Below are 20,863 nucleotides of genomic sequence, written 5' to 3'. Positions count from 1 at the left end.
CTGATCTAACGAAAAGCCCGGCCACTGCGCCGGGCTTTTTTGTTAGCCACGCGTCAGCTGCTTAGCCCATCCGGCATCGGGTTCCAGTCGAAATAGGCTTTGACGATCCCGTGGTCTGACGCACCCAGCTCCTCTTCGAAGCTTTCGCGGTTCAGGTGATCGTTGATCACTTCCATCTCGCGGAAGGACCACAGGCGTTTGCGGGAGTGGTCGTAAAACTCTTCACTGACCAGAATATGATCAAGGCTCTCGCGCTTATGCTTATAGACATGGGTGTAATAGACATGCCGCATGGATCGGTATTGTTGCAGGCGTTCCACCGAGTACAGCCCCTTGTCTGACGTCAGCCCCGCCCGGCTTTTCTGCACCACGCGATAGGTCGGCTGGTCGGAAATCAGCTCGTTTGTCACGGACATCGTGTCGTCGTTCAGATCGCCCATCACGATGGTCGGCGAAATGTCGTTTTCGTCCTCGGATTTCATCCAGCCGTCCAGAAGCACGCGAAGCGCGCCGGCCTCCATCACGCGGCGCATATGGGCCAACGTCGATTTCGCGTGTTTGGCGTGGTGTTGCAGAATGACCGGCTGCGGCTGAGCAAAGGACACGCGCGCCGGACCCTTTGATTTCAGGTGGGCCACAACGACGGTCACTTCTGGTGGCGTCGGACTGTCCCCTTCTGGCTGGATCTTGGCGATCAGCAAAGGCCGCGAGAATTTGTTGATGGTAATGGTGATCTCTTCCTCGGCGCCGGCAGTTTCGCGCACCTTGTCGAACCTGAACTGCGGAGGAAAGTCAGCATGCCAGCCACCTTGCGCTAGCTGAGAGCCCCCGTGTCGATCTTTACGCACCGCCAAAGCGACTTGAGGCCGCCCTCGGCCCGGCGCATCCCGCGCCACGAGATCATAGTCATTGGTTAATCCGGCCTCGGCAAAGCATTCGCGCAGGGCCAGAACGGACCAGAGCTCCTGAAAGGCGATGATTTCGGCATCGACCTCTTTCAGGCGCGCGGCAGTCCACTTGATTTTGCGCTGATAGTAAGCGCGGCCCTCGGCATCATCTTCGATATGCGGACGATTGGAATAGGTGATCCCACCGGGGACTTGCAGATTGAAAAGATTGATCGTCGCAAAACTCAGATCACGCATATTCGCACGGGCCATGACAAATTCCTCCTGAAAACAACTTCAGCAAGAATAGCACGATTCTTCCCAAATCCGGTGAAATCCCCGGAATGCCCTACGGGTGCGGGGATTATTGCTTGTTGATTGTGATGGTCTGAACCACCGTTTCAGGTTCCGCGCGTTCCAGGTCAATGTGCAAAAGACCGTTTTCGGTTTTCGCACCAGACACCTCAACCCCGTCGGCCAGCACAAAGCTTTTCATAAACTGACGCGCTGCGATGCCACGGTGAAGGAACACACGCCCTTCAGCATTGTCGTTCTGCGCGCCACGGATCACCAGTTTGGCGTTCTCTACCGTGATCGACAGGTCCTCATCCGCGAACCCGGCCACGGCCAATGTGATCCGATAGGCCCGGTCAGAGACCTGTTCGATATTAAAGGGAGGATAGCCATCTTTGCCAGATTTCGCGGCCTGTTCGACCATGCGTTCCAGCTGTTCAAACCCCAGCAAAAAGGGATGCGTTCCCAAGCTCATCTTTGTCATCGACACGTCCTTGAATAAGCGACACGTTTAATCGGCCCCTAAAAAGGCGACCTCCCCAAGAATATGGGAGCCGAACCAGTCAGTTGCAAGGCGGCTTTTGCTTGGCGATAATGACCGTCTGACGTTATGGTTGGGCAACCACTCAACGAGAACGACTCGAAAATGAGCAATGCCAAAGAAATGAAGACCGACGATGTGCTCCGTGTGGAGCTCGAGGTCTTCCGCGCCGAACATCGCGATCTGGACCAAGCTATTCACGCCCTTGAAGAAAGTGGCCGTGCGGATCAGTTGCGTCTGCGGCGACTGAAAAAGCAAAAACTTGCGCTCAAAGACAAGATTTCCCGGATCGAAGACCAATTAACCCCCGATATTATTGCCTGATTGCAGCGCAGCATTGCATCAGGGGGCGTATAGCCTGTATGGAAGCGCCAACTGACGCTAGGGATGCGAGGGACACATGACGGATGTGAAAGTCGGGATCATTATGGGCAGCCAATCGGATTGGCCCACGATGAAGGAAGCCGCCACCATTTTGGACGAATTGGGCATCGCCTATGAGACCAATATCGTATCCGCGCACCGCACCCCAGACCGTTTGTGGGAATACGGCAAGACCGCCGCTGATCGCGGATTACATGTGATTATCGCAGGCGCTGGCGGAGCGGCACACCTGCCCGGCATGATGGCGTCGAAAACCCGCATTCCCGTCGTTGGCGTTCCGGTACAGACACGTGCCCTGTCTGGTGTTGATAGCCTCTATTCCATTGTGCAGATGCCGAAAGGCTTTCCGGTTGCCACGATGGCGATTGGCGCAGCAGGTGCTGCCAATGCGGGCCTGATGGCCGCGGGCATACTGGCAGTGACGGATGCTGACCTTGCAACCCGTTTGGACGCGTGGCGCGACGCGCTGTCGGCCTCGATCCCGGATGAACCAAGCGATGACTGATATGCTGTCTACTGGCGCCACCATCGGTATTCTTGGCGGTGGCCAGCTGGGCCGCATGCTGTCGGTCGCAGCCTCCCGTCTGGGCTTTAAAACGCATATTTTTGAACCGGGCGCGAACCCTCCTGCCGGTCAGGTCGCAGATCGTGTGACCACGGCAGGCTATGATGACGTAGCTGCGCTCGAGGCATTCGCCGCTTCGGTCGACGTGATCACCTACGAATTTGAAAACATCCCAACCGAAGCGCTGGACGTTCTTGAAGCCCATAAGCCGATACGTCCGGGCCGCGAGGCATTGCGGGTTAGTCAGGATCGGTTGACGGAAAAGAACTTCCTATCGGGACTGGGCCTGAAGGTCGCCCCTTATGCGAATGTGGAAAACGCCGAGGATATGGCCGCTGCTGTTGCTGAAATCGGCACGCCTTCAATCCTGAAAACCCGCCGCTTTGGCTATGACGGTAAGGGCCAGGCGCGGCTGAAAACTGACGCAGATGCAGACGCGGCTTTTGTCGACATGCAAGGCGCGCCTTCCGTGCTGGAAGGGTTTGTGGACTTCTCTCATGAGGTCAGCGTGATTGCTGCGCGTGGTATTGGCGGCGATGTTGCCTGCTTTGATCCCGGCGAAAACGTCCACAAAGATGGCATTCTGGACACCACAAAAGTGCCAGCAAACCTGACAGCCTCGCAGCGCATGGATGCGGTGCTTCTGGCGGCCAACATCCTGAACGCGCTGGATTATGTCGGTGTCATGGGGGTCGAGCTTTTCGTCACGCCTCAGGGTCTGATCGTGAACGAGATTGCCCCGCGAGTGCACAATTCCGGCCACTGGACCCAACAAGGCTGTACCATTGATCAGTTTGAACAGCATATCCGCGCCGTGGCCGGATGGCCGCTTGGGGATGGATCGCGTTTTGCAGACGTGGTCATGGAAAACTTGATTGGCAACGATATGGATCGCGTGCCCGAGATCGCCCGCGAAGGCAATGCTTCGCTGCACCTATACGGAAAGGCCGAGGTGAAACCCGGTCGTAAGATGGGTCATGTGAACCGGATCACGCCTCGCCAATCCTGAAGAATTCGAACATCTTAACAGCACCGCCAGCATTAGTTTCGCGAGCGATTTCACAATTGCAATCCAATTGAATTTCACGCGGGGAACTGTCGTTTAGATATAAGGTCTGTAGCCTGGCCTTGCTCAGGGCCGGGCAGTTCTTCGGAACGGCCGCAGAAATGCACCGAGTAACAGTGATACAATCAACCACCCGCCAAGATAACCGATCCCGGCGCAAAGAAGCCCATCAGCCGTGACCGGCATCGCGGGGCGGTATTCGTCCCACGTGCGCTGGACCAAATCCGTGTCGCGGAAATGCCAGAGCTTTGTTAGACGCATCAACGGCTCAGTCCCTTTAAGAGCCACGTAGGACGCGTCCAGCCGGTCGTACCGGTCAAAACTGCCCTGCATTTGGTCACGCAGATCGTTTTGAAACTCCGACCCCCCCATTTTCGCCAAGGCTTCTTCACGTGTGAACCCGGCAGCCTTCGCTGTCAGATCAAAACCGGCCGTGACCACTTTGAGCTCGGTCCGTGCGCCAGACAGGCGCTGCATATATTGCTGGGAAAACTCAGGAAACTGGCTCAGCGCCACCGCGCCTGCAATCCCCCCAATCATTGCGAGTGTTTTGATCATCTGCCTCACCGCCTTTGAATTCTTTTGTCACAAGATTCCCAAAGCACCGAGCTTAGGTCAAGGGGAGCGGACAGATTGTGTCACCACAAATGATAAACGGCGCACATCAAAGTGCGCCGTTCTAACGAAACTAAAGTGGATTAAATTCCGCGAACGTGGTGCGGTTCGTAAATCTTGACGACTTTGGCGATTGCGGCCTCTGGCGACAGCTCTTCGCTTTCACCGGTGCGGCGGCAGGTCAGCTCAACCACTCCGTTTTTAAGACCGCGCGGGCCAACGGTGATCCGCCACGGCAGGCCGATCAGATCCATGGTGGCAAACTTCCCGCCGGCACGTTCTTTACGGTCATCATAAAGCGGCTCTAGCCCTGCTTTGGTCAGCTCTTTGTAAAGCGCGTCGCAGGCCGCGTCAGCCTCATCGTCACCCTGTTTCAGGTTCACGATACCCACATGGAACGGGGTCACGCCCTCGGGCCAGATGATGCCCTTATCGTCATGGCTGGCTTCGATGATTGCGCCCAGAAGGCGGCTTACGCCAATGCCGTGCGATCCCATATGTACTGGCACGTGGTTCTGATCCTTATCGACCACTTTCGCGCCCATGCTTTCGGAATACTTGGTACCAAAATAGAAGATCTGGCCAACCTCAATCCCGCGGGCGACGCGACGGCGTTCCTCGGGGATTTCGTTGAAGATTGCTTCGTCGTGGGTTTCGTCCGTACGCGCGTATTTCGAGGTGAACTCCTCCATCACGCCCTGACACTGCCCCACGTCATCATAGTCGATATCGCGGTCGCCAAAAGTCAGATCAGTGACGGCGCTGTCATAGAACACTTCGCTCTCGCCTGTTTCGGCCAGCACAAGGAACTCATGGGTGTCATCGCCACCAATCGGACCACTATCGGCTCGCATCGGGATCGCTTGCAGGCCCATACGCTCGTAAGTGCGTAGGTAGCTGACCAGATGGCGGTTATAGGCGTGCAGCGCGTCTTCTTTGGTCAGGTCGAAGTTGTAGCCATCCTTCATATAAAACTCACGGCCCCGCATCACACCAAAACGCGGGCGGATTTCGTCGCGGAATTTCCACTGGATTTGATACAGTGTCAGTGGCAAATCTTTGTAGCTGTTCACATGGGCCCGGAAGACGTCGGTGATGACTTCTTCGTTGGTGGGACCGTAGAGCATATCGCGCCCATGGCGGTCCTCAATGCGCAGCATTTCCTCGCCATAGTCGTCGTAGCGGCCGCTTTCACGCCACAGGTCCGCAGGCTGGATCGTCGCCATCTGCATGGGAACATGGCCTGCGCGAATTTGTTCTTCGTGAACGATGTTTTCGATCTTGCGCAGGACTTTGAAGCCCAGTGGCAACCAAGTATAAATCCCGGCAGCTTGCTGTTTGATCATGCCAGCGCGTAGCATGTAGCGATGGCTGACGATTTGGGCGTCAGCCGGGGTTTCTTTCAGCACGGGCAGGAAATAGCGGGACAGGCGCATATCGACCTCTGTTCATTCATTCATCTCAAGCGGTCTACGCCATCGTGCGGGCCGGGGCAATCGCCCAATGCCACATGTTCGAATACGACCGCACAAAGTCGCAAACTTGCTTGGCAATCCCTGCGACGCCCTGCACTCTTCGTCGTCAAAGGAGTGCCAAATGACCGACACCATAATGGAGCCCGCCCGTTTGACCCCCGTGATCCACCGCACCGATGTGCTGGTGGTCGGATCGGGGCCAGGTGGTTTGGCCGCCGCGCTTGCTGCCGCCCGCGCAGGCGTCGCGGTCACATTGCTGGATCGGTTCGGTTGTTTCGGCGGCAACATTACGACCGTTGGGGTCGAAGGTTTCGCATGGTATCGCCATGAAGACACCGTAGAGGCTGGCGGGATCGGGCGTGAGTTCGAAGACCGTGCCAAGGCAATGGGCGCAGCTGTCCCCGAAAGCCAATCATTGAGTTATGAGCTGGACAGCGAAGGATTCAAACTGGTCGCCGACCGGCTGGTGGAAGAGGCAGGCATTCACCCGATGCTTCACCGGACATTCGTGGCTCCAATCACCGAAGGAAACGCCATTACAGGCGTGATTGTCGAAAGCAAAGCAGGGCGCGAGGCGATCCTAGCCAAGCGCGTGATCGACGCGACTGGCGACGCTGATATCGCCCATATGATGGGCGCACCTTGTGTCAAAACCCCAGTGGAAGAGATGCAGGCGGCATCCGTTATGTTCCACATCGCGGGCGTGGACAAACAGCGCTTCATGGCGGGCGTGCGCGCGGATCCCCAGACCTATGCGGACTGGTCTTCTGGTGAATGGCAGGTGGAAACAGACGGCAAAGAAGACGCCATGTTCTCTCCTTTTCTTGGCAAACCATTCGAGGCCGCGATCCGTGACGGGCTGATCCCTCCGCACCTGAACACCATCGGCGGCACATGGGGCGCTGTGCATGACAGCGGCGAGATGACCTATATGAACCTTGTCCACTTGGCCGGAATCGACGGGACTGACCCTGACAGCATGACGAAAGGCGAGATTGAGGGGCGCAAGCAAGCCATGCTCGCTATTGATGCTCTGCGGGCCTATACGCCGGGCTGCGAAGGGGCGCGGCTTCGTAATTTCGGCATGACCATCGGCATTCGTGACACGCGCAAGATTGATGCCCTATACAACATGACAGAAGCCGATGTACGTGCGCAGGGACGGTTCGAGGACACAATCGGCATTTATCCAGAATTCATCGATGGCTATGGCGTTCTGATCCTGCCTACGACAGGTCGTTACATGCAGGTGCCTTATCGCGCAATGTTGCCAAAAGGGGTCGAAGGACTGTTGGTCACTGGCCGCGCAATTGGCGGAGATAAGATTGCTCACGCCGCCACACGCAACATGGCGTGCTGCGCTGTCGCCGGACAAGGCGCGGGCATCGCCGCTGCGTTGTCAGTCAAACAAGGTGTGGTACTGAAAAATGTCAGCTTGGTTGCCGTTCAGACGGAGCTAAAACGACAAGGTGTTCGCATTGACTAGGCCCAAACACCTAGATCGAACCACCTAAACTGACCGTCACTTTGGTTTCAGTATGCGGTGCAATGGTGCCATCTTCGTATCTCACCCCGAACCCAGATTCGCCCGACACACTTACACCAGACTTTCTCGGTTCGTATTGATGCCCTTCACAGGCAGAAAGAACCAGCGACATCGCAATTGCGGCAAAAGCAGTCTTTTTCATCAGTCGTCCTTTCAGGAACATCAACCTAGGTTGACCGCAATTTGGGGCATAAGTGCAAGCAAGAAAACGAAGTTAGAGCAACAACCTGCCGAAGGTCGTTCACACCAGCAATCGCCCCGCCCTTGAAATACACTTTAGCTTAGGCGACATAGAAGTAAGTTCATTTTTCGGAGCCACCATGCCGCTTCCCGTTCAGACGCAGGCCAAGTATTGGTCGATAGTCATTGCCATTCTGGCTCTTGCCCTTTGGTTTTTGGGTGATGTGATCATGCCCTTCATTTTGGGCGGCGCCATTGCCTATTTCCTTGACCCTGTCGCCGACCGGCTTGAAAAGGCAGGGTTTTCACGGGTAGCGGCCACGGTTGTCATCTCGTTGCTGGCTGTTCTTGTGGTGATCTTGGGCTTCCTTTTGGTTGTTCCAACCTTGGTGTCCCAAGCCATTGCATTGGCAAATGCGGCACCGGATTTGCTGCGCGAATTGCAGATGTTCCTGACGGAACGGTTTCCGTCGCTGATGGACGAAAGCTCCACCCTTCGGCAGTCTTTGGAAAGCCTTGGACAAAAAATCCAAGAGCGTGGCGGCGAGCTGGTCGGCACGCTTCTAAGTTCAGCCATGAGTGTCATCAACATGGTCATCCTTCTGGTGGTCACGCCGGTTGTGGCCTTCTATATGCTTTTGGATTGGGACCGCATGGTTGAGAAGGTCGACGGCTTATTGCCCTTGGATCATCGCCCCGCCATCCGGCATATCGCCAGCGATATCGATCGTACATTGGCCAGTTTCATTCGCGGACAGGGATCTGTTTGCATCGTTTTGGGAACCTACTACGCCGTTGCCTTGATGCTGGTCGGTTTGCAGTTCGGCCTGGTCGTTGGGTTCATTGCAGGGCTGATCACCTTCATCCCATATGTCGGAGCCCTTGTAGGGGGTGCACTTGCCATCGGACTGGGACTGTTTCAGTTCTGGGGCGAATGGTGGAGCCTTGGCGCAGTGGCCGCAATTTTCATGCTGGGGCAGTTCCTTGAAGGCAACATCCTTACCCCGAAACTGGTGGGAAGTTCGGTCGGCCTACACCCTGTCTGGTTAATGTTTGCATTGTCCGTCTTCGGGTCTTTGTTCGGCTTTGTGGGGATGCTTGTTGCCGTTCCGGTTGCCGCCGCCATCGGTGTGGTCACGCGCTTCTTTATCACTCGATACCAAGCAGGTCGCCTGTACCAAGGGATAACAGGTCAGCAAGCCGTGTTGGACGAGGACATCGCGGACTAATGGCCCAACAACTGACCTTTGACTTGCCCGCGCACCCCGCGCAGGGGCTGGACGACTTTCTGGTGACCTCTTCAAATGCCAATGCCATGGCCACGATTGAAGGCTGGGAAGACTGGCCCAATCGCAAGCTGGTTTTGGCCGGAGACACAGGCACCGGAAAAACCCATCTAGCCCATGTCTGGGCGGGCATGTCCGGCGCACGGATTCTTCCTGCAAGCGCCCTGCCCCAAACCAAGATCGAGGATCTCGCGGGTCGGTCCGTTGCCGTGGAAGATGCCGATCAGATTGCAGGCAGTGCCGAGGCAGAGAGTGCTTTGTTTCATCTGCACAATCTGGTTCTTGCTGAAGGGGGATCGCTGCTGATCACCGCCGGCTCAGCGCCGTCGCGTTGGGGGTTGTCCCTACCGGATTTGAAAAGCCGCATGGAAGGCACAACGCTTGTAAAGCTTGACCCACCCGACGACATGCTGTTGTCAGCGGTTTTGGTGAAGTTGTTTCACGACCGTCAGATGACCGTTCCCGCCAACCTGATCGACTATCTTCTACCCCGAATGGAGCGTTCTTTGGCGGAAGCTGCGCAACTGGTTTCAGTCCTTGATCAAGCTGCCCTGTCCGAAGGCCGCGCATTGACCCGCACGTTGGCTGCGCGTGTTCTGGACAAACCCCCTGAAAACGGGGCATAACGTCACCTTCCCGTCACACTTTCCGACGATAGAGTGCCGTCATGAATACGTCCAATACACCAGAAATACCTCTTGTTGATTTCCTCAGTGCTGATTTCCCGGCCGCGACAACGCTGCCCGAGGAAGACTACGCAGGTTCAAAGCGCTTCTTTAACAGGGAACTCAGCTGGCTGGGGTTCAACTGGCGGGTGCTGGAAGAAGCTGAAAACAAACGTGTGCCACTGCTGGAGCGTCTGCGTTTTCTGTCAATTTCAGCCACCAATCTGGACGAATTCTATACCGTGCGTGTCGCGGGCCTGCGCGAGCTTGTGCGCGAAGGTGTGTCCACCCCTGCAGCAGATGGCCTTAGCCCAACTGCACAGTTAAAGCTGATTGACGCGGACGCCCGCGCGCTGATGGCGCGCCAACAAACCGTGTTTGATACCTTGTCGCGCGAAATGCGCGAGACCGGGATTATCATTGCCCGCCGTGAAGACCTGAACGATGCGGACCGCGCCCATCTGGATCAGGTATTTCTGTCGCAGGTGTTCCCGGTCCTGTCCCCGCTTGCCATCGACCCTGCCCACCCCTTCCCGTTCATTCCAAACACAGGCTTTTCGCTGGCGCTTCAGTTGGAACGCGCGAAAGATAAGCAAAAGCTGAAAGCTTTGCTGCCGATCCCGCAACAGATTGACCGCTTTGTTGTCTTGCCCGCCGAAGATGGGCAGGTCCGGTTCTTGCCACTGGAAGACTTGCTGTTGGAGCATCTTGGCTCGCTCTTCCCCGGCTACGTGGAAAAAGGGCATTGTGCTTTCCGTATTCTGCGTGACAGCGATCTTGAAGTTGAAGATGAAGCCGAAGATCTGGTGCGCGAGTTTGAAACCGCGCTGAAACGCCGCCGCCGCGGTGAAGTTGTACGCCTTAAAATCACATCGGACGCGCCATCGATATTGTTATCAATGATCAAGCGCGAGCTGCGCATCTCGGACCACGAGATCGTTGAGGTGGATGGCATGATCGGCATGGCGGATTTGGGCGAAATGGTGCTGAAAGACCGTCCTGATCTTCTTTGGCCCAGCTTCACCCCACGCGTACCGGAACGTGTGCAAGACCATGAAGGCGACATGTTTGCGGCGATCCGTCAAAAGGACATGTTGCTGCATCACCCGTACGAAACCTTCGACATGGTGGTGCGTTTCCTGCATCAGGCTGCCCGAGATCCAAATGTAGTGGCGATCAAGCAAACACTTTATCGCACCTCACATGACAGCCCAATCGTGAAGGCCCTGTGTGAAGCCGCTGAAGACGGCAAATCCGTCACGGCTCTGGTTGAACTGAAAGCCCGCTTTGATGAGGCCGCGAACATTCGCCAATCCCGTCGGTTGGAACGCGCGGGCGCACATGTCACCTATGGTTTCATCAACTACAAAACACACGCTAAGATATCGACCGTCGTGCGCCGCGAAGGGGACGAGCTGGTCACCTATACGCATTATGGCACCGGCAACTATCACCCGATTACCGCGAGGATCTATACGGACCTCAGCCTGTTCACCTGCGATACCGCACTTGGGCGTGATGCCACGCGGGTTTTCAACTACCTGTCGGGCTATGCGGAGCCGCAAAGCCTTGAAAATCTTGCGATCTCTCCGCTGGACCTGAAGTCGACCCTGATCAAACGCATCAAAGCTGAAGCTGACCATGCAAAGGCCGGAAAGCCTGCACAGATCTGGGCTAAAATGAACTCGCTGGTCGAACCTGACGTCATAGACGCGCTTTACGAAGCCTCGCAGGCAGGCGTGAAGATCAGCCTTGTGGTGCGGGGCATTTGCGGCCTGCGCCCCGGCATCAAGGGCCTGTCCGAGAACATCCGCGTGAAATCCATCGTGGGTCGGTTCCTTGAACACTCGCGCATCGTTTGTTTTGGAAATGGGCATGGCCTTCCGTCGAAAAAAGCGCGGGTCTACATATCGTCTGCGGACTGGATGGGGCGCAACTTGAACCGCCGTGTTGAAACGCTTGTGGAAATCAAGAATGCCACGGTGAAAGCACAGATCGTCAGTCAGATCATGGCCGCCAATCTTGCCGATGTTGCCCAAAGCTGGGTGATGGGCGCGGATGGCAAGTTTGCCCGCGCAGACCTTGATCGCATTGAACGCCCGTTCAACTGCCACAGGTTTTTCATGGAAAACCCGTCTCTGTCTGGACGTGGCTCTGCCGGGGCATCTGACGTACCTGAACTAACACATTCACAAGATTGAGTAATGTCTGACGCGCCGCTAAACTGATTTTAGTGATTCAGGGGGATTCTATGGACGGACGTGGTGACACCGGGGACGACTGGGGCCCGTTTGGCCGACCGCTCTTTGATGATCCTTCCGCACGTGCTTTAAGCCGCGTTGGCGTTGTCGATGTCGGCTCGAACTCTGTCAGGCTTGTGGTGTTTGATGGTGCTGCGCGCTCACCCGCATATTTCTTCAACGAAAAAATCCTGTGTGGCTTGGGACGTGGCCTGTCCGAGACCGGTCGACTTCATCCAGAAGGACGCGCACGCGCCCTTTCCGCCATCAAACGCTTCCAACGACTTGCCGAAGGAATGGACCTTGCCCCCCTCTCAGCCGTAGCAACTGCTGCCGTACGCGACGCGGATGATGGTCCAGAGTTTCGACAAGAAGTCCTGAAAGAAACCGGGCTAGAGCTTTACGTCATTGATGGCGAAGAGGAAGCCCGCCTGTCAGCGCAAGGTGTGCTGCTTGGCTGGCCCGAGGCCCAAGGACTGATGTGTGACATTGGCGGGTCATCCCTTGAGCTTGCCCACATCAGCGATGGCGAGGTTGGCAAGCGCGTTACCTCGACGCTGGGCCCGTTGAAACTGGCCGCTGTTCCCGGCGGCAAAAAAGAGCTGAAAGCCGAGATTGCCCGCGTCGTTGACCAGCTAGCGGACCAGATGGGGACGGATCACAAACGCCTGTTCCTTGTGGGCGGATCTTGGCGTGCCATCGCACGGCTTGATATGGAGCGACGCGGCTATCCTCTGACCGTTCTTCATGAATACCGCATGTCCCCGAAATCGCTTTCCAAAACTCTGAAATGGATTGAAGAGGTTGATTTGGATGACATTCGCCAGCGCACAGGCACCTCTGCCGCGCGTATGGCGCTGGTGCCAATTGCCGCGCAGGTTCTGAAACGCCTGATGCGCGTCTTCCGCCCGAAGGAGATCGCCGTAAGTTCCTACGGTATCCGCGAGGGGCTGTTGTATGAACAAATGCCGGACAGGTTACGCAAACGCGATCCATTGATCGAAGCCTGCTATCACGCGGAAAAGAAGGACGCGCGCAATCCCGGCTTTGGCAAGGCGCTGTTTCGCTTTCTGACACCGCTTTACAAGTCCATGAAGCACGAGGATCAGCGCATCATCCGTGCCGCCTGCCTGCTGCATGACGTCAGCTGGCGCGCGCACCCGGACTACCGTCACGAAGTCTGCTTTGACAACGCCACCCGTGCCAATCTGGGCGGGCTGACCCATGAGCAACGTGTGTTCCTTGGGCTGGCCCTGCTGCACCGGTACAAAAACAGCCGCGATGGATCGCGGTTCGAGCCACTTTTCGACATCGTACCGGACAAAATGCAAGCTCGTGCCGAGGTTTTGGGCAAGGCTATGCGGTTCGGGGCCATGTTCTCGGTCGTGGATCCGACCAAGATGGGAGAACTGCGCTGGTTTCCGAAGAAACGTGAACTGGTTCTCGTCCTTAAGAAAGAAGCTGAAGGGCTATTCGGAGAGGTCGCCGAAGCCCGGTTCCAGACATTGGCCGAGGCACTTGACGCCACACCGATTGTGAAGAAGACGCGCAAAGCCAGCTAAGCTTTGTACGAAGCCAAGACGCATTCACAAACACAAAGCGCGGTGTTCAGATATCCGTTTCACCCGGTTCAGGCGGATCAAGCGGCTCGCGGCGGCGAATAATGATATCCCCGTTGGGCAGGACTTCAGGTGGATGATAAACCTGCATGTCGCCAAATTTCTCGACCAGTTTGGCCCATCCTTCGGACCATTCGTCCGCCATTGGTTCAATCTCGTTCGCCAAGCCTTCGAGCAAAAGCTGGAACCCGCGGTTCAACAGCTCGGCCCCTTCAGTCAGCTCGGGGTTTTCCGGCGGCGTCGCGTCTTGCGCTGCAACGCCATGTGTCATGCCGACAGCAACTAGCGCTGCCAAAACGGATGTTTTTGCAATCTGTTTCATACCCTAAATGTAGGTGGTCTTGACCAAATGTGAAGGTCAGATTTTCAGGTCAATTGAAACCGGGAAGTGGTCAGACGCGGTTAATAGCGCCTCACGCATTGGAACATCCTGATAGCATTCCGGGTCGTCAAATGGGTGCCAGATGCGCCATGTCGGCTTGGCCTCTAAAAGGTCAGGCGACACCATGACATAGTCCAGAAGCGCTTGCAGATATCGCCTTTCCTTGGCGATATAGAACCTCGAAGTTGTAGGGCGGGCGCTGGTGCGATGCGTCAAAGCCATCCGCGCATGTGGGTCGTACATGCAGGGGACATCCCCTTCGCCCATCACAATCTCGACGCCAGAACGGCCAAACAGCTTTTCGTACTCATCCAATCCTGGACCATCGTTGAAATCACCCAAAACGATCAGCGGATCACCGACGCTCAGATGTTCATCCACGCGACGACGAAGCCAGATACACTGCGCCATCTGCTTGCGCCGGTTTTCGATGGCCACACGCATCACCTCGGCCGCGCCGCGTGCACCATGCGGCGCTTTTGATTTCGCGTGTACGCCGATCAAACGCAGATACTTGCCACTTTGGCGGTGGGTCATTTCGATTTCTAACGGAGGTTTTGAAAACACAACCGCTTCAGGTGTCGCATCCGTATCCAGATCAAGCTGGAAACTCGTATCGAAACGCGGCGCTGCAAGAGCGTCTTCCACCCCTTCTGCCCCCAAAGGATCATGCCGCGCACTTACGATATCGGGATCATACAACAGCGCGATTTCCTGTTGAGTGTCATTGGCGAAACCAATCATGGCTTTGCGCGCACGCAACCTGAAATAGTCGGCGAAACGCTCCAAGGCCGGAACAGTCGAGCGCCTGCGGTTCTCATCCGGAGCTTCAATGATCATCACCACATCCGCATCGAGTTCCGTGAAAACCTTACCCACCGCTTTGAACTGGGCAGCCCGTGTCACGTCCTGACGCCCAGACCAACCGTTATCGATAATGGGGTCGCCAGCATCGTCAAAAAGGTTATTGAACCATTCGACGTTATAGGTCGCAATACGCATCAACTGTGACCTTCGCTGATCTCTTCCCAAGCGCGATTGACGGCAATCAGGCGCTTTTCGGCCAGTTTCAGTGCCTCTTCAGGCACACCGCGCGCGATCATACGGTCCGGGTGGCTTTCGCGCACCTCGCGACGCCAAACTTTGCGGATATCCTCAAGCGATGTATCTCGCGAAACGCCCAACACCTGATAGGGGTCGGGATGGTCATCCGGGACCATACGCGAACGCAGCGCAGAAAAGCGTATGGCGTCCATGCCGAATATGCGCGACACCTCTTCCAGGTATGCGTTTTCGGCCGGGTGGAACGTTCCATCTGCAAGCGCAATGTGGAAGAGCCCCTCCATCAGGTCGCACAGCGCCGGGTCATCTGGACCAAACATTGCCGCAACCCGTTGGGCATAAAGCTCAAATCCAGCCACATCGGTGCGGGCCAGATTAAACAGACGTGCTGCGTTCTTTTCCTCGGACTTCGGAATGGTGAAGACCTCGCGAAAAGCAGACACCTCGTCCCGAGTAACAAGCCCGTCCGCCTTCGCCATTTTCGCGCCCAGCGCAATCACAGCAATTGCGAAACCAGCCGAACGTTCAGGCGGCGTGCGAAGATGCGAAAACACATCTGAAAGGGTTTCACCTTTGGCAAGCGCAGATAGCGCATCTGAGATACGGGACCAGATCGACATAGGTGCAGTGTTAGCGGCTTTCGCCAGCGGGTCACAGGGTTTTCTGCATCAGGATAAGGTCATGCCATTGGTCAAACTTTCGACCAGCTTCAGGGATCACGCCGACAGTTTTGAATCCAACGGCTTTGTGAAACGGCTCCCCCATTGGGTTCGAGGCCGAAACCCCTGCAATCATTGAATGAAACTCCAACACGCGCGCCTCGGTTTCCAGCGCCTGCATTAAGGCACGTCCGAAACCTTTCCCGCGTGCTTTGGGGGCCAACATGATCGCGTGCTCAGCGGTATGGGTATAGCCAGCGCCGGTGCGAAACTGATCAAGGCTGGCATAACCCAGGACATCTCCATTTTCCTCGGCAACAAGCACGGCTTTTACCGTGGCGATCATTTGGGTGACATCTTCAAGAGTTTTTGCGACCGAATTAAAAGTGATCAGCGTTTCAAGGATGGCAAGGTTCCAAAGCTCCAAAATTGCTGCTGCATCTGCAACAGTTGCCGCGCGAATTCTCACAACTTCACCAATCCGCCTGGTGTGTCGATCCATGCGGATAAGCCAGCAGTTCCAGAGTGAAGTGAGATGCGTTTGTCTTCGACCAGCGGATGCAATGCGACCGCAAGCGCCTCGGCCTCGGGATGGGTGATCTCAAGCGCGGCCAGTCGCAGTCCGTGATCGGGCAAACGCGGCGCGGGCATGTCACCATACCAACTAAGCAGCCCAGGTGCACAGCCTGAAAACGGCAACCGCCCGTCTGTGGGCACGGCCATGTCCCAACGTAAATCCCCGCGCGACAAGTGCAATTCATCCCCAGACCCGTCGGGCGATCGTTGCAGCGCTTGATGCAGATCTGGCACCCGTAGCGCCCAGTTGGTCAGCCGTGCGGGACCGGTGAAGTAGTCCAGATCGAACCACCGCGCATGATCGGGCGCATCAGCGTCGGGATTGACCGCAATCACTTCAAGATAGGTGGCTGGTCCAAGGGACAGAAGGGCATTGTGGGTGCCCATGAGCGGATGGTCTCCTCCCACCGACATGGACACCCCAAGCAGGTCCTCGATGTACGCGACACCTTCTGAAAGGGTCGCGGAGGACACCACAAGATGATCGATCTCTCCCAAGGCCATTTCATTCCCCCAATGGTCTGAGAGAAAGCTGGCGGGAAACGCCGCCAGCCGCAAGTGTTTTTGGTACTACCCGCGGGCTTCGCGTACCAGTTTCAGGATATCCTGTGCTGCCTCGGGGATGTTTGTGCCCGGACCAAAGATGGCTTTCACGCCATTTTCATACAGGAAGTCATAGTCCTGCTGCGGGATTACGCCGCCACAGATCACGATGATATCCTCGGCGCCCTGCTCTTTCAAAGCCTGCACCAGTTGCGGGGCCAGCGTCTTGTGACCAGCAGCCTGCGAGGAGATGCCCACGATATGCACGTCATTGTCGATGGCGTCCTGAGCGGCTTCATCCGGGGTCTGGAACAGCGGGCCTACGTCCACGTCAAAACCGATGTCGGCAAAGGCAGTCGCGATGACCTTGGCACCACGGTCGTGACCGTCCTGCCCCATCTTTACCACGAGCATACGCGGACGGCGGCCTTCGGCGTCTGCGAAGTCTTCGACGGATTTCTGAATGGCGGCAAAACCTTCGTCGCCTTCATAGGCCGCGCCATAGACACCAGCCAGCGTCTTAACTTCGGCACGGTGGCGGCCGAACTCATCTTCCATAGCCATTGAAATCTCTCCTACGGATGCGCGGGCGCGGGCAGCTTCGACAGCGGCTTCCAGAAGGTTGCCACCTTCCTTGGCGCGGCGCGTCAGTTCAGCCAAGGCGGCTTCACAAGCGGCTGCATCGCGGGTTGCGCGGATGTTTTCAAGGCGGGCAATCTGGCTGTCGCGCACGGCCATGTTGTCCACGTCAAGAATGTCGATTTGGTCTTCTTCGGCCAGCTTATACTTGTTCACGCCAACGATGACCTCGTCACCTTTGTCGATCATAGCTTGACGCTTGGCGGCGGATTCCTCGATCCGCAGCTTGGGCATACCTGAGGCCACAGCCTTGGTCATCCCGCCCATGCTTTCGACCTCTTCCATCAACTCCCAAGCTTTGTTGATCAGCTCGTCAGTCAAGCTTTCCACATAGTAAGAACCCGCCAGCGGATCGACCACGTTAGTCACGCCGGTTTCTTCCTGCAAGATGATCTGGGTGTTGCGCGCGATACGGGCCGAGAAATCGGTAGGCAGCGCAATCGCTTCGTCAAGCGCGTTGGTGTGCAGCGACTGCGTCCCGCCCAGCGCCGCAGACATGGCTTCATAAGCCGTGCGGATCACGTTGTTATAAGGGTCTTGTTCCTGCAGCGACACGCCCGAGGTCTGGCAGTGAGTGCGCAGCATTTTTGAACGCTCAGACTTCGCGCCAAAATCCGTCATCACGCGGTGCCACAGAGTACGGGCAGCGCGCAGTTTCGCCGCCTCCATGAAGAAGTTCATGCCGATGGCGAAGAAGAAGCTCAGGCGGCCTGCGAATTTGTCCACATCCATGCCCGCCTCGATCGCCGCGCGTACATATTCACGACCATCCGCCAGCGTATAGGCAAGCTCTTGCACCAGGTTCGCGCCCGCTTCCTGCATGTGATAACCGGAAATCGAGATCGAGTTAAACTTCGGCATCTCGTTCGATGTGTACTCGATGATGTCCGAGATGATCTTCATCGACGGTTCGGGCGGATAGATATAGGTGTTGCGCACCATGAACTCTTTCAGAATGTCGTTCTGAATCGTGCCTGCCAGCAGCGATTTATCGTGGCCCTGCTCTTCGCCTGCCACGATGAAGTTGGCGAGGATCGGAATAACCGCGCCGTTCATGGTCATCGAGACCGAAACCTTGTCCAGCGGAATGCCGTCGAACAGGATCTTCATGTCCTCGACGCTGTCGATGGCCACACCTGCCTTACCAACGTCGCCGACAACGCGAGGGTGATCCGAGTCATACCCACGGTGCGTAGCCAAATCGAACGCAACCGACACACCCTGCTGACCGGCGGCCAGATTGCGGCGATAGAATGCGTTCGATTCTTCCGCGGTCGAGAAGCCAGCATATTGACGAATGGTCCACGGGCGGCCCGCATACATGGTCGCCTTCACGCCACGGGTGAAGGGGCCAAAGCCGGGCAACGTGCCCATATGGTCCAAGTCCGCCGTGTCGTCAGCCGTGTAAAGCGGTTTCACGTCAATGCCTTCCAGCGTGTTCCACGTCAGATCATCCAAGGCACGGCCACGAAGTTCCTTCTCGGCCAGTTCCTTCCAGTTCTTTGTGTCGCTCATCTTGTCGTCCTTTTCGTCTTGGCGCGCCCATGGGCGCTGGCTGGTTCCGGACCGCGGGTCACAGAGGATCTCCGGCGGCAAAAAAGAGTTTTCGTTCAACGGGATCGAGGATCATAACCCCCCCGACATCCATGTCATATGCCAACACCGCCCCGGGGCGGGTGAGGGCACGATGAAAGTCCTGACTGTCTGTTTCCGACAGGCATTTCCCGACCAGTGCAGCGGCGGCCAATGCCTGACGGCCAAAGGCGCCATCCTCGGTCGTCAGCATCTCGTCGGTCAGCTCATGCGGCGTCTTATCGGCCGCGCGAACGGCAGCTTTGCCCGCGTCGCGAAACAGATTCTGTGCCTGTACACTGCTTCCGGCCAACGGCATATCGCCCATCACATCATTCTGGGCCGCACGAAACACCGCGGCGGTACATGTCAGCCGGCTTTGAAAGGACAAAGTGTCGCCTAGCGTAAAGTATTGCTCAAGCGCCGCACGAAGGGCGGTTTCCCTATGCAGATTGCATCCCGACAGGAGCGACACGCTGGTCGCTGCGATGAGGGGAATGCGGCGCACAAAGCTCATCCTTCACCCTCATCTATAACGGTGAGAACGGCTTTACCCTGCACGTCTGGAATAAAGCTGGTAAGCTGGCGGCGAAGGTCGGCTGCCGCTTCTGGTTTGGTAGCGTAGAAGCTCACGTCATATCCACCTAGGAAAGCGCGACCTCCTGTAAAGGTCAGCGTGCCCACCTTTACCCAAGCGTCGCCGATCCCTTCGTCGATCCAGCGATCATATACGATAGCAAGCTCAACACCGGCTTCGCCCACAAGGTCGGCGGCCCAACCTGGATAGGGATCATCCAATCGGATTCTAAGCGCGTCGTAAGAGGCCAAGCCCCACAGATCGAGCACTTGATTGGGGTTTGCCCAAGCCACAAAGCCCAAATCGTTCACGGCGACCGGCTTTTGGTACACCTCTTTCACAAAGCGCCCCATGTTGCCGTGTTGCGAGTGGATCGCGTTTGGACCGTTTGTTCCGAAAATTAGCAAGCTTTGCCCGTAGCTAGCCCCCAAAAACCCGAAGCCCGCCAACAATAGAAGGCGCAGCGTGAACAGGGTTTCATCTTTCAAAACGACCAACATTATTGAGCCTAGAACAAATGTCATCGCATAGAGTTCGTAGCGCTCAAGCCACCCGAATTGTCCCAATAGAAGGTGGCCGAAGCCGGTAAAAAGCGCGCTTGTAAGAAGCGCTTTGCGCCAGGGTCCATCTGTACTGGGCCGCACCAACAACACGAGCGCGCAGAGCAAGGCAATCAACAACACGACTGCTTTGTGTGAGAAAAGTTGGACCAAAACCTTGATTGGCAAATCAACGAGTGAAAAGCGTTCACTTCCACTGCCAGACAGTTTCGCCATGACCGAGTTTGGTAACGGTTCAAGCCCAAGCGATGTTAGGAACCACATGAAGCCTGCCACCAGAACGGTTGCCGCTGCAAAAAGCCCGGTTCCGATTGCCCAGCGCCCCATCATCAACAGCGCTAGCGCTCCCCCCCCGGTGACCGCGAGCCCTTCAAACCGAACCACCGGTCCCAGCACCATCCCAGCGATCAAAAGCCAACTGATACGGCTTTCATCCATTTGAATTTGTAACCCGCGCAAAACGGCAAGGCTGGCCAAAATATGCAGCCCGTGCTCCATCCCCACCATCGCAGCACCGGCGAAATTAAACGCGAGTGGACCAAGAGCAGCAAAAGTCAGCATCCAGGCGCGTGACGCACCAGTTTGCACCACGATACGCGCCCAAAGCACACATGCCAGCACCAGTGCCAAACTGTTCCAGAAAAGCGGCAACCAGGCTTGTGCAGCCGTCCCAGCAAAGGGGGTCAGTAACAGGGGATAGATGGGCGATGACGCGGCCGAGGTGTATTCACCTGGATTCACCCCGTATCCACCTGCAGCAATTTGTTCTGCCACGGCAAGGTGAATGTAAACATCATCGAGCGGGTATTCGAAAACACCCGCTCGGATCAGGGACACGCCTTGATAAAGTACGAAAGCCACCACGCCAACAATCACCGAAACAAGTGTCAGCTGCCCAGAATTCCGGGGCAAAGTGGTGGCATCAGTCAT

21 protein-coding genes are annotated in these 20,863 nt (G+C 56.5%); 8 read left to right on the top strand and 13 right to left on the bottom strand.

Annotated features, from left to right (window positions below):
* Window positions 1-53 precede the first annotated feature (53 nt).
* Both MWU55_RS07265 and MWU55_RS07260 read right to left on the bottom strand, forming a co-directional pair.
* A complete protein-coding gene (locus MWU55_RS07265; RefSeq protein WP_246935286.1) occupies window positions 54-1,160 on the bottom strand; it encodes a hypothetical protein in 1,107 nt (368 codons plus the stop codon).
* Between the two features lie 91 nt (window positions 1,161-1,251).
* A complete protein-coding gene (locus tag MWU55_RS07260; protein WP_246935285.1) occupies window positions 1,252-1,665 on the bottom strand; it encodes an Hsp20 family protein in 414 nt (137 codons plus the stop codon).
* A gap of 162 nt (window positions 1,666-1,827) precedes the next feature.
* Here MWU55_RS07260 and MWU55_RS07255 point away from each other — a divergent pair, with 162 nt between their 5' ends.
* The 3 genes from MWU55_RS07255 to MWU55_RS07245 all read left to right on the top strand — a co-directional run bounded on the left by MWU55_RS07255 (window position 1,828) and on the right by MWU55_RS07245 (window position 3,680).
* The gene (locus MWU55_RS07255; RefSeq protein WP_246935284.1) at window positions 1,828-2,046 is read left to right on the top strand and encodes a DUF465 domain-containing protein; all 219 of its coding nucleotides are present in this window, start codon (window positions 1,828-1,830) and stop codon (window positions 2,044-2,046) included.
* 76 nt (window positions 2,047-2,122) lie between these two features.
* Complete coding sequence (gene purE / locus MWU55_RS07250) at window positions 2,123-2,611, top strand: 5-(carboxyamino)imidazole ribonucleotide mutase (RefSeq protein WP_246935283.1); 489 nt, start codon at window positions 2,123-2,125, stop codon at window positions 2,609-2,611.
* Window positions 2,604-3,680, top strand: coding sequence for a 5-(carboxyamino)imidazole ribonucleotide synthase (locus MWU55_RS07245; RefSeq protein ID WP_246935282.1), 1,077 nt, complete (start codon window positions 2,604-2,606; stop codon window positions 3,678-3,680). The genes purE and MWU55_RS07245 overlap by 8 nt, the downstream gene beginning before the upstream one ends.
* Before the next feature lie 123 nt (window positions 3,681-3,803).
* Here the strand turns inward: MWU55_RS07245 and MWU55_RS07240 are convergent, their stop codons facing one another.
* Window positions 3,804-4,295, bottom strand: coding sequence for a DUF2937 family protein (locus MWU55_RS07240; protein WP_246935281.1), 492 nt, complete (start codon window positions 4,293-4,295; stop codon window positions 3,804-3,806).
* Between the two features lie 140 nt (window positions 4,296-4,435).
* Complete coding sequence (gene proS, locus MWU55_RS07235) at window positions 4,436-5,788, bottom strand: proline--tRNA ligase (protein ID WP_246935280.1); 1,353 nt, start codon at window positions 5,786-5,788, stop codon at window positions 4,436-4,438.
* Window positions 5,789-5,948: 160 nt separating this feature from the next.
* On the opposite strand from proS, the gene MWU55_RS07230 reads away from it, so the two are divergent.
* Window positions 5,949-7,313, top strand: coding sequence for an FAD-dependent oxidoreductase (locus MWU55_RS07230; RefSeq protein WP_246935279.1), 1,365 nt, complete (start codon window positions 5,949-5,951; stop codon window positions 7,311-7,313).
* Between the two features lie 10 nt (window positions 7,314-7,323).
* Here the strand turns inward: MWU55_RS07230 and MWU55_RS07225 are convergent, their stop codons facing one another.
* The gene (locus tag MWU55_RS07225) at window positions 7,324-7,515 is read right to left on the bottom strand and encodes a hypothetical protein (protein ID WP_246935278.1); all 192 of its coding nucleotides are present in this window, start codon (window positions 7,513-7,515) and stop codon (window positions 7,324-7,326) included.
* 178 nt (window positions 7,516-7,693) lie between these two features.
* Between MWU55_RS07225 and MWU55_RS07220 the strand changes: the two genes are divergently transcribed.
* The 4 genes from MWU55_RS07220 to MWU55_RS07205 are packed head-to-tail and all read left to right on the top strand — an operon-like array spanning window position 7,694 to window position 13,306.
* Window positions 7,694-8,782: an AI-2E family transporter gene (locus tag MWU55_RS07220; RefSeq protein ID WP_246935277.1), complete on the top strand. Its 1,089-nt coding sequence runs from the start codon at window positions 7,694-7,696 to the stop codon at window positions 8,780-8,782.
* Entirely contained in the window at window positions 8,782-9,465 is a 684-nt protein-coding gene (locus MWU55_RS07215; protein ID WP_246935276.1) for a DnaA/Hda family protein, read from the top strand. The genes MWU55_RS07220 and MWU55_RS07215 overlap by 1 nt, the downstream gene beginning before the upstream one ends.
* A 41-nt stretch (window positions 9,466-9,506) precedes the next feature.
* Window positions 9,507-11,705, top strand: coding sequence for an RNA degradosome polyphosphate kinase (locus MWU55_RS07210; protein WP_246935275.1), 2,199 nt, complete (start codon window positions 9,507-9,509; stop codon window positions 11,703-11,705).
* Between the two features lie 50 nt (window positions 11,706-11,755).
* Complete coding sequence (locus MWU55_RS07205) at window positions 11,756-13,306, top strand: Ppx/GppA family phosphatase (protein ID WP_246935274.1); 1,551 nt, start codon at window positions 11,756-11,758, stop codon at window positions 13,304-13,306.
* 46 nt (window positions 13,307-13,352) lie between these two features.
* On the opposite strand, the gene MWU55_RS07200 is transcribed toward MWU55_RS07205, so the two are convergent.
* The 8 genes from MWU55_RS07200 to MWU55_RS07165 form a co-directional block, all read right to left on the bottom strand.
* Window positions 13,353-13,685 (bottom strand): hypothetical protein, encoded by a 333-nt coding sequence (locus MWU55_RS07200; protein WP_246935273.1) that lies wholly within the window; start codon window positions 13,683-13,685, stop codon window positions 13,353-13,355.
* Between the two features lie 36 nt (window positions 13,686-13,721).
* Entirely contained in the window at window positions 13,722-14,747 is a 1,026-nt protein-coding gene (locus MWU55_RS07195) for an endonuclease/exonuclease/phosphatase family protein (RefSeq protein ID WP_246935272.1), read from the bottom strand.
* Window positions 14,747-15,427, bottom strand: a complete 681-nt coding sequence (locus MWU55_RS07190; RefSeq protein ID WP_246935271.1) for a molecular chaperone DjiA — start codon at window positions 15,425-15,427, stop codon at window positions 14,747-14,749. Before MWU55_RS07190 ends, MWU55_RS07195 begins: the two co-directional genes overlap by 1 nt.
* 31 nt (window positions 15,428-15,458) lie before the next feature.
* Complete coding sequence (locus tag MWU55_RS07185) at window positions 15,459-15,968, bottom strand: GNAT family N-acetyltransferase (protein ID WP_246935270.1); 510 nt, start codon at window positions 15,966-15,968, stop codon at window positions 15,459-15,461.
* Window positions 15,932-16,546 (bottom strand): VOC family protein, encoded by a 615-nt coding sequence (locus MWU55_RS07180; protein WP_246935269.1) that lies wholly within the window; start codon window positions 16,544-16,546, stop codon window positions 15,932-15,934. Before MWU55_RS07180 ends, MWU55_RS07185 begins: the two co-directional genes overlap by 37 nt.
* A gap of 66 nt (window positions 16,547-16,612) precedes the next feature.
* Window positions 16,613-18,739 carry a methylmalonyl-CoA mutase gene (scpA, locus tag MWU55_RS07175; protein WP_246935268.1) on the bottom strand — a complete coding sequence of 709 codons (2,127 nt, stop codon included), beginning with the start codon at window positions 18,737-18,739 and terminating at the stop codon, window positions 16,613-16,615.
* 58 nt (window positions 18,740-18,797) lie between these two features.
* Window positions 18,798-19,313 (bottom strand): hypothetical protein, encoded by a 516-nt coding sequence (locus MWU55_RS07170; protein WP_246935267.1) that lies wholly within the window; start codon window positions 19,311-19,313, stop codon window positions 18,798-18,800.
* Window positions 19,310-20,863, bottom strand: a complete 1,554-nt coding sequence (locus tag MWU55_RS07165; RefSeq protein WP_246935266.1) for a hypothetical protein — start codon at window positions 20,861-20,863, stop codon at window positions 19,310-19,312. Before MWU55_RS07165 ends, MWU55_RS07170 begins: the two co-directional genes overlap by 4 nt.

The sequence above is a fragment of the Aliiroseovarius sp. F20344 genome, from assembly GCF_023016155.1.
In the GTDB taxonomy this organism is placed as follows: Bacteria; Pseudomonadota; Alphaproteobacteria; order Rhodobacterales; family Rhodobacteraceae; genus Aliiroseovarius.
Note: the sequence above shows the minus strand (reverse complement) of the source record. Positions and strands in the feature narration are given on the sequence as shown.

Excerpts from the sequence above, each read along its gene's own strand:
- MWU55_RS07265 (WP_246935286.1), bottom strand. The coding sequence starts at position 1,160 with ATGGCCCGTGCGAATATGCGTGATCTGAGTTTTGCGACGATCAATCTT.
- MWU55_RS07260 (WP_246935285.1), bottom strand. The coding sequence starts at position 1,665 with ATGACAAAGATGAGCTTGGGAACGCATCCCTTTTTGCTGGGGTTTGAA.
- MWU55_RS07255 (WP_246935284.1), top strand. The coding sequence starts at position 1,828 with ATGAGCAATGCCAAAGAAATGAAGACCGACGATGTGCTCCGTGTGGAG.
- purE (WP_246935283.1), top strand. The coding sequence starts at position 2,123 with ATGACGGATGTGAAAGTCGGGATCATTATGGGCAGCCAATCGGATTGG.
- MWU55_RS07245 (WP_246935282.1), top strand. The coding sequence starts at position 2,604 with ATGACTGATATGCTGTCTACTGGCGCCACCATCGGTATTCTTGGCGGT.
- MWU55_RS07240 (WP_246935281.1), bottom strand. The coding sequence starts at position 4,295 with ATGATCAAAACACTCGCAATGATTGGGGGGATTGCAGGCGCGGTGGCG.
- proS (WP_246935280.1), bottom strand. The coding sequence starts at position 5,788 with ATGCGCCTGTCCCGCTATTTCCTGCCCGTGCTGAAAGAAACCCCGGCT.
- MWU55_RS07230 (WP_246935279.1), top strand. The coding sequence starts at position 5,949 with ATGACCGACACCATAATGGAGCCCGCCCGTTTGACCCCCGTGATCCAC.
- MWU55_RS07225 (WP_246935278.1), bottom strand. The coding sequence starts at position 7,515 with ATGAAAAAGACTGCTTTTGCCGCAATTGCGATGTCGCTGGTTCTTTCT.
- MWU55_RS07220 (WP_246935277.1), top strand. The coding sequence starts at position 7,694 with ATGCCGCTTCCCGTTCAGACGCAGGCCAAGTATTGGTCGATAGTCATT.
- MWU55_RS07215 (WP_246935276.1), top strand. The coding sequence starts at position 8,782 with ATGGCCCAACAACTGACCTTTGACTTGCCCGCGCACCCCGCGCAGGGG.
- MWU55_RS07210 (WP_246935275.1), top strand. The coding sequence starts at position 9,507 with ATGAATACGTCCAATACACCAGAAATACCTCTTGTTGATTTCCTCAGT.
- MWU55_RS07205 (WP_246935274.1), top strand. The coding sequence starts at position 11,756 with ATGGACGGACGTGGTGACACCGGGGACGACTGGGGCCCGTTTGGCCGA.
- MWU55_RS07200 (WP_246935273.1), bottom strand. The coding sequence starts at position 13,685 with ATGAAACAGATTGCAAAAACATCCGTTTTGGCAGCGCTAGTTGCTGTC.
- MWU55_RS07195 (WP_246935272.1), bottom strand. The coding sequence starts at position 14,747 with ATGCGTATTGCGACCTATAACGTCGAATGGTTCAATAACCTTTTTGAC.
- MWU55_RS07190 (WP_246935271.1), bottom strand. The coding sequence starts at position 15,427 with ATGTCGATCTGGTCCCGTATCTCAGATGCGCTATCTGCGCTTGCCAAA.
- MWU55_RS07185 (WP_246935270.1), bottom strand. The coding sequence starts at position 15,968 with ATGGATCGACACACCAGGCGGATTGGTGAAGTTGTGAGAATTCGCGCG.
- MWU55_RS07180 (WP_246935269.1), bottom strand. The coding sequence starts at position 16,546 with ATGGCCTTGGGAGAGATCGATCATCTTGTGGTGTCCTCCGCGACCCTT.
- scpA (WP_246935268.1), bottom strand. The coding sequence starts at position 18,739 with ATGAGCGACACAAAGAACTGGAAGGAACTGGCCGAGAAGGAACTTCGT.
- MWU55_RS07170 (WP_246935267.1), bottom strand. The coding sequence starts at position 19,313 with ATGAGCTTTGTGCGCCGCATTCCCCTCATCGCAGCGACCAGCGTGTCG.
- MWU55_RS07165 (WP_246935266.1), bottom strand. The coding sequence starts at position 20,863 with ATGACTGATGCCACCACTTTGCCCCGGAATTCTGGGCAGCTGACACTT.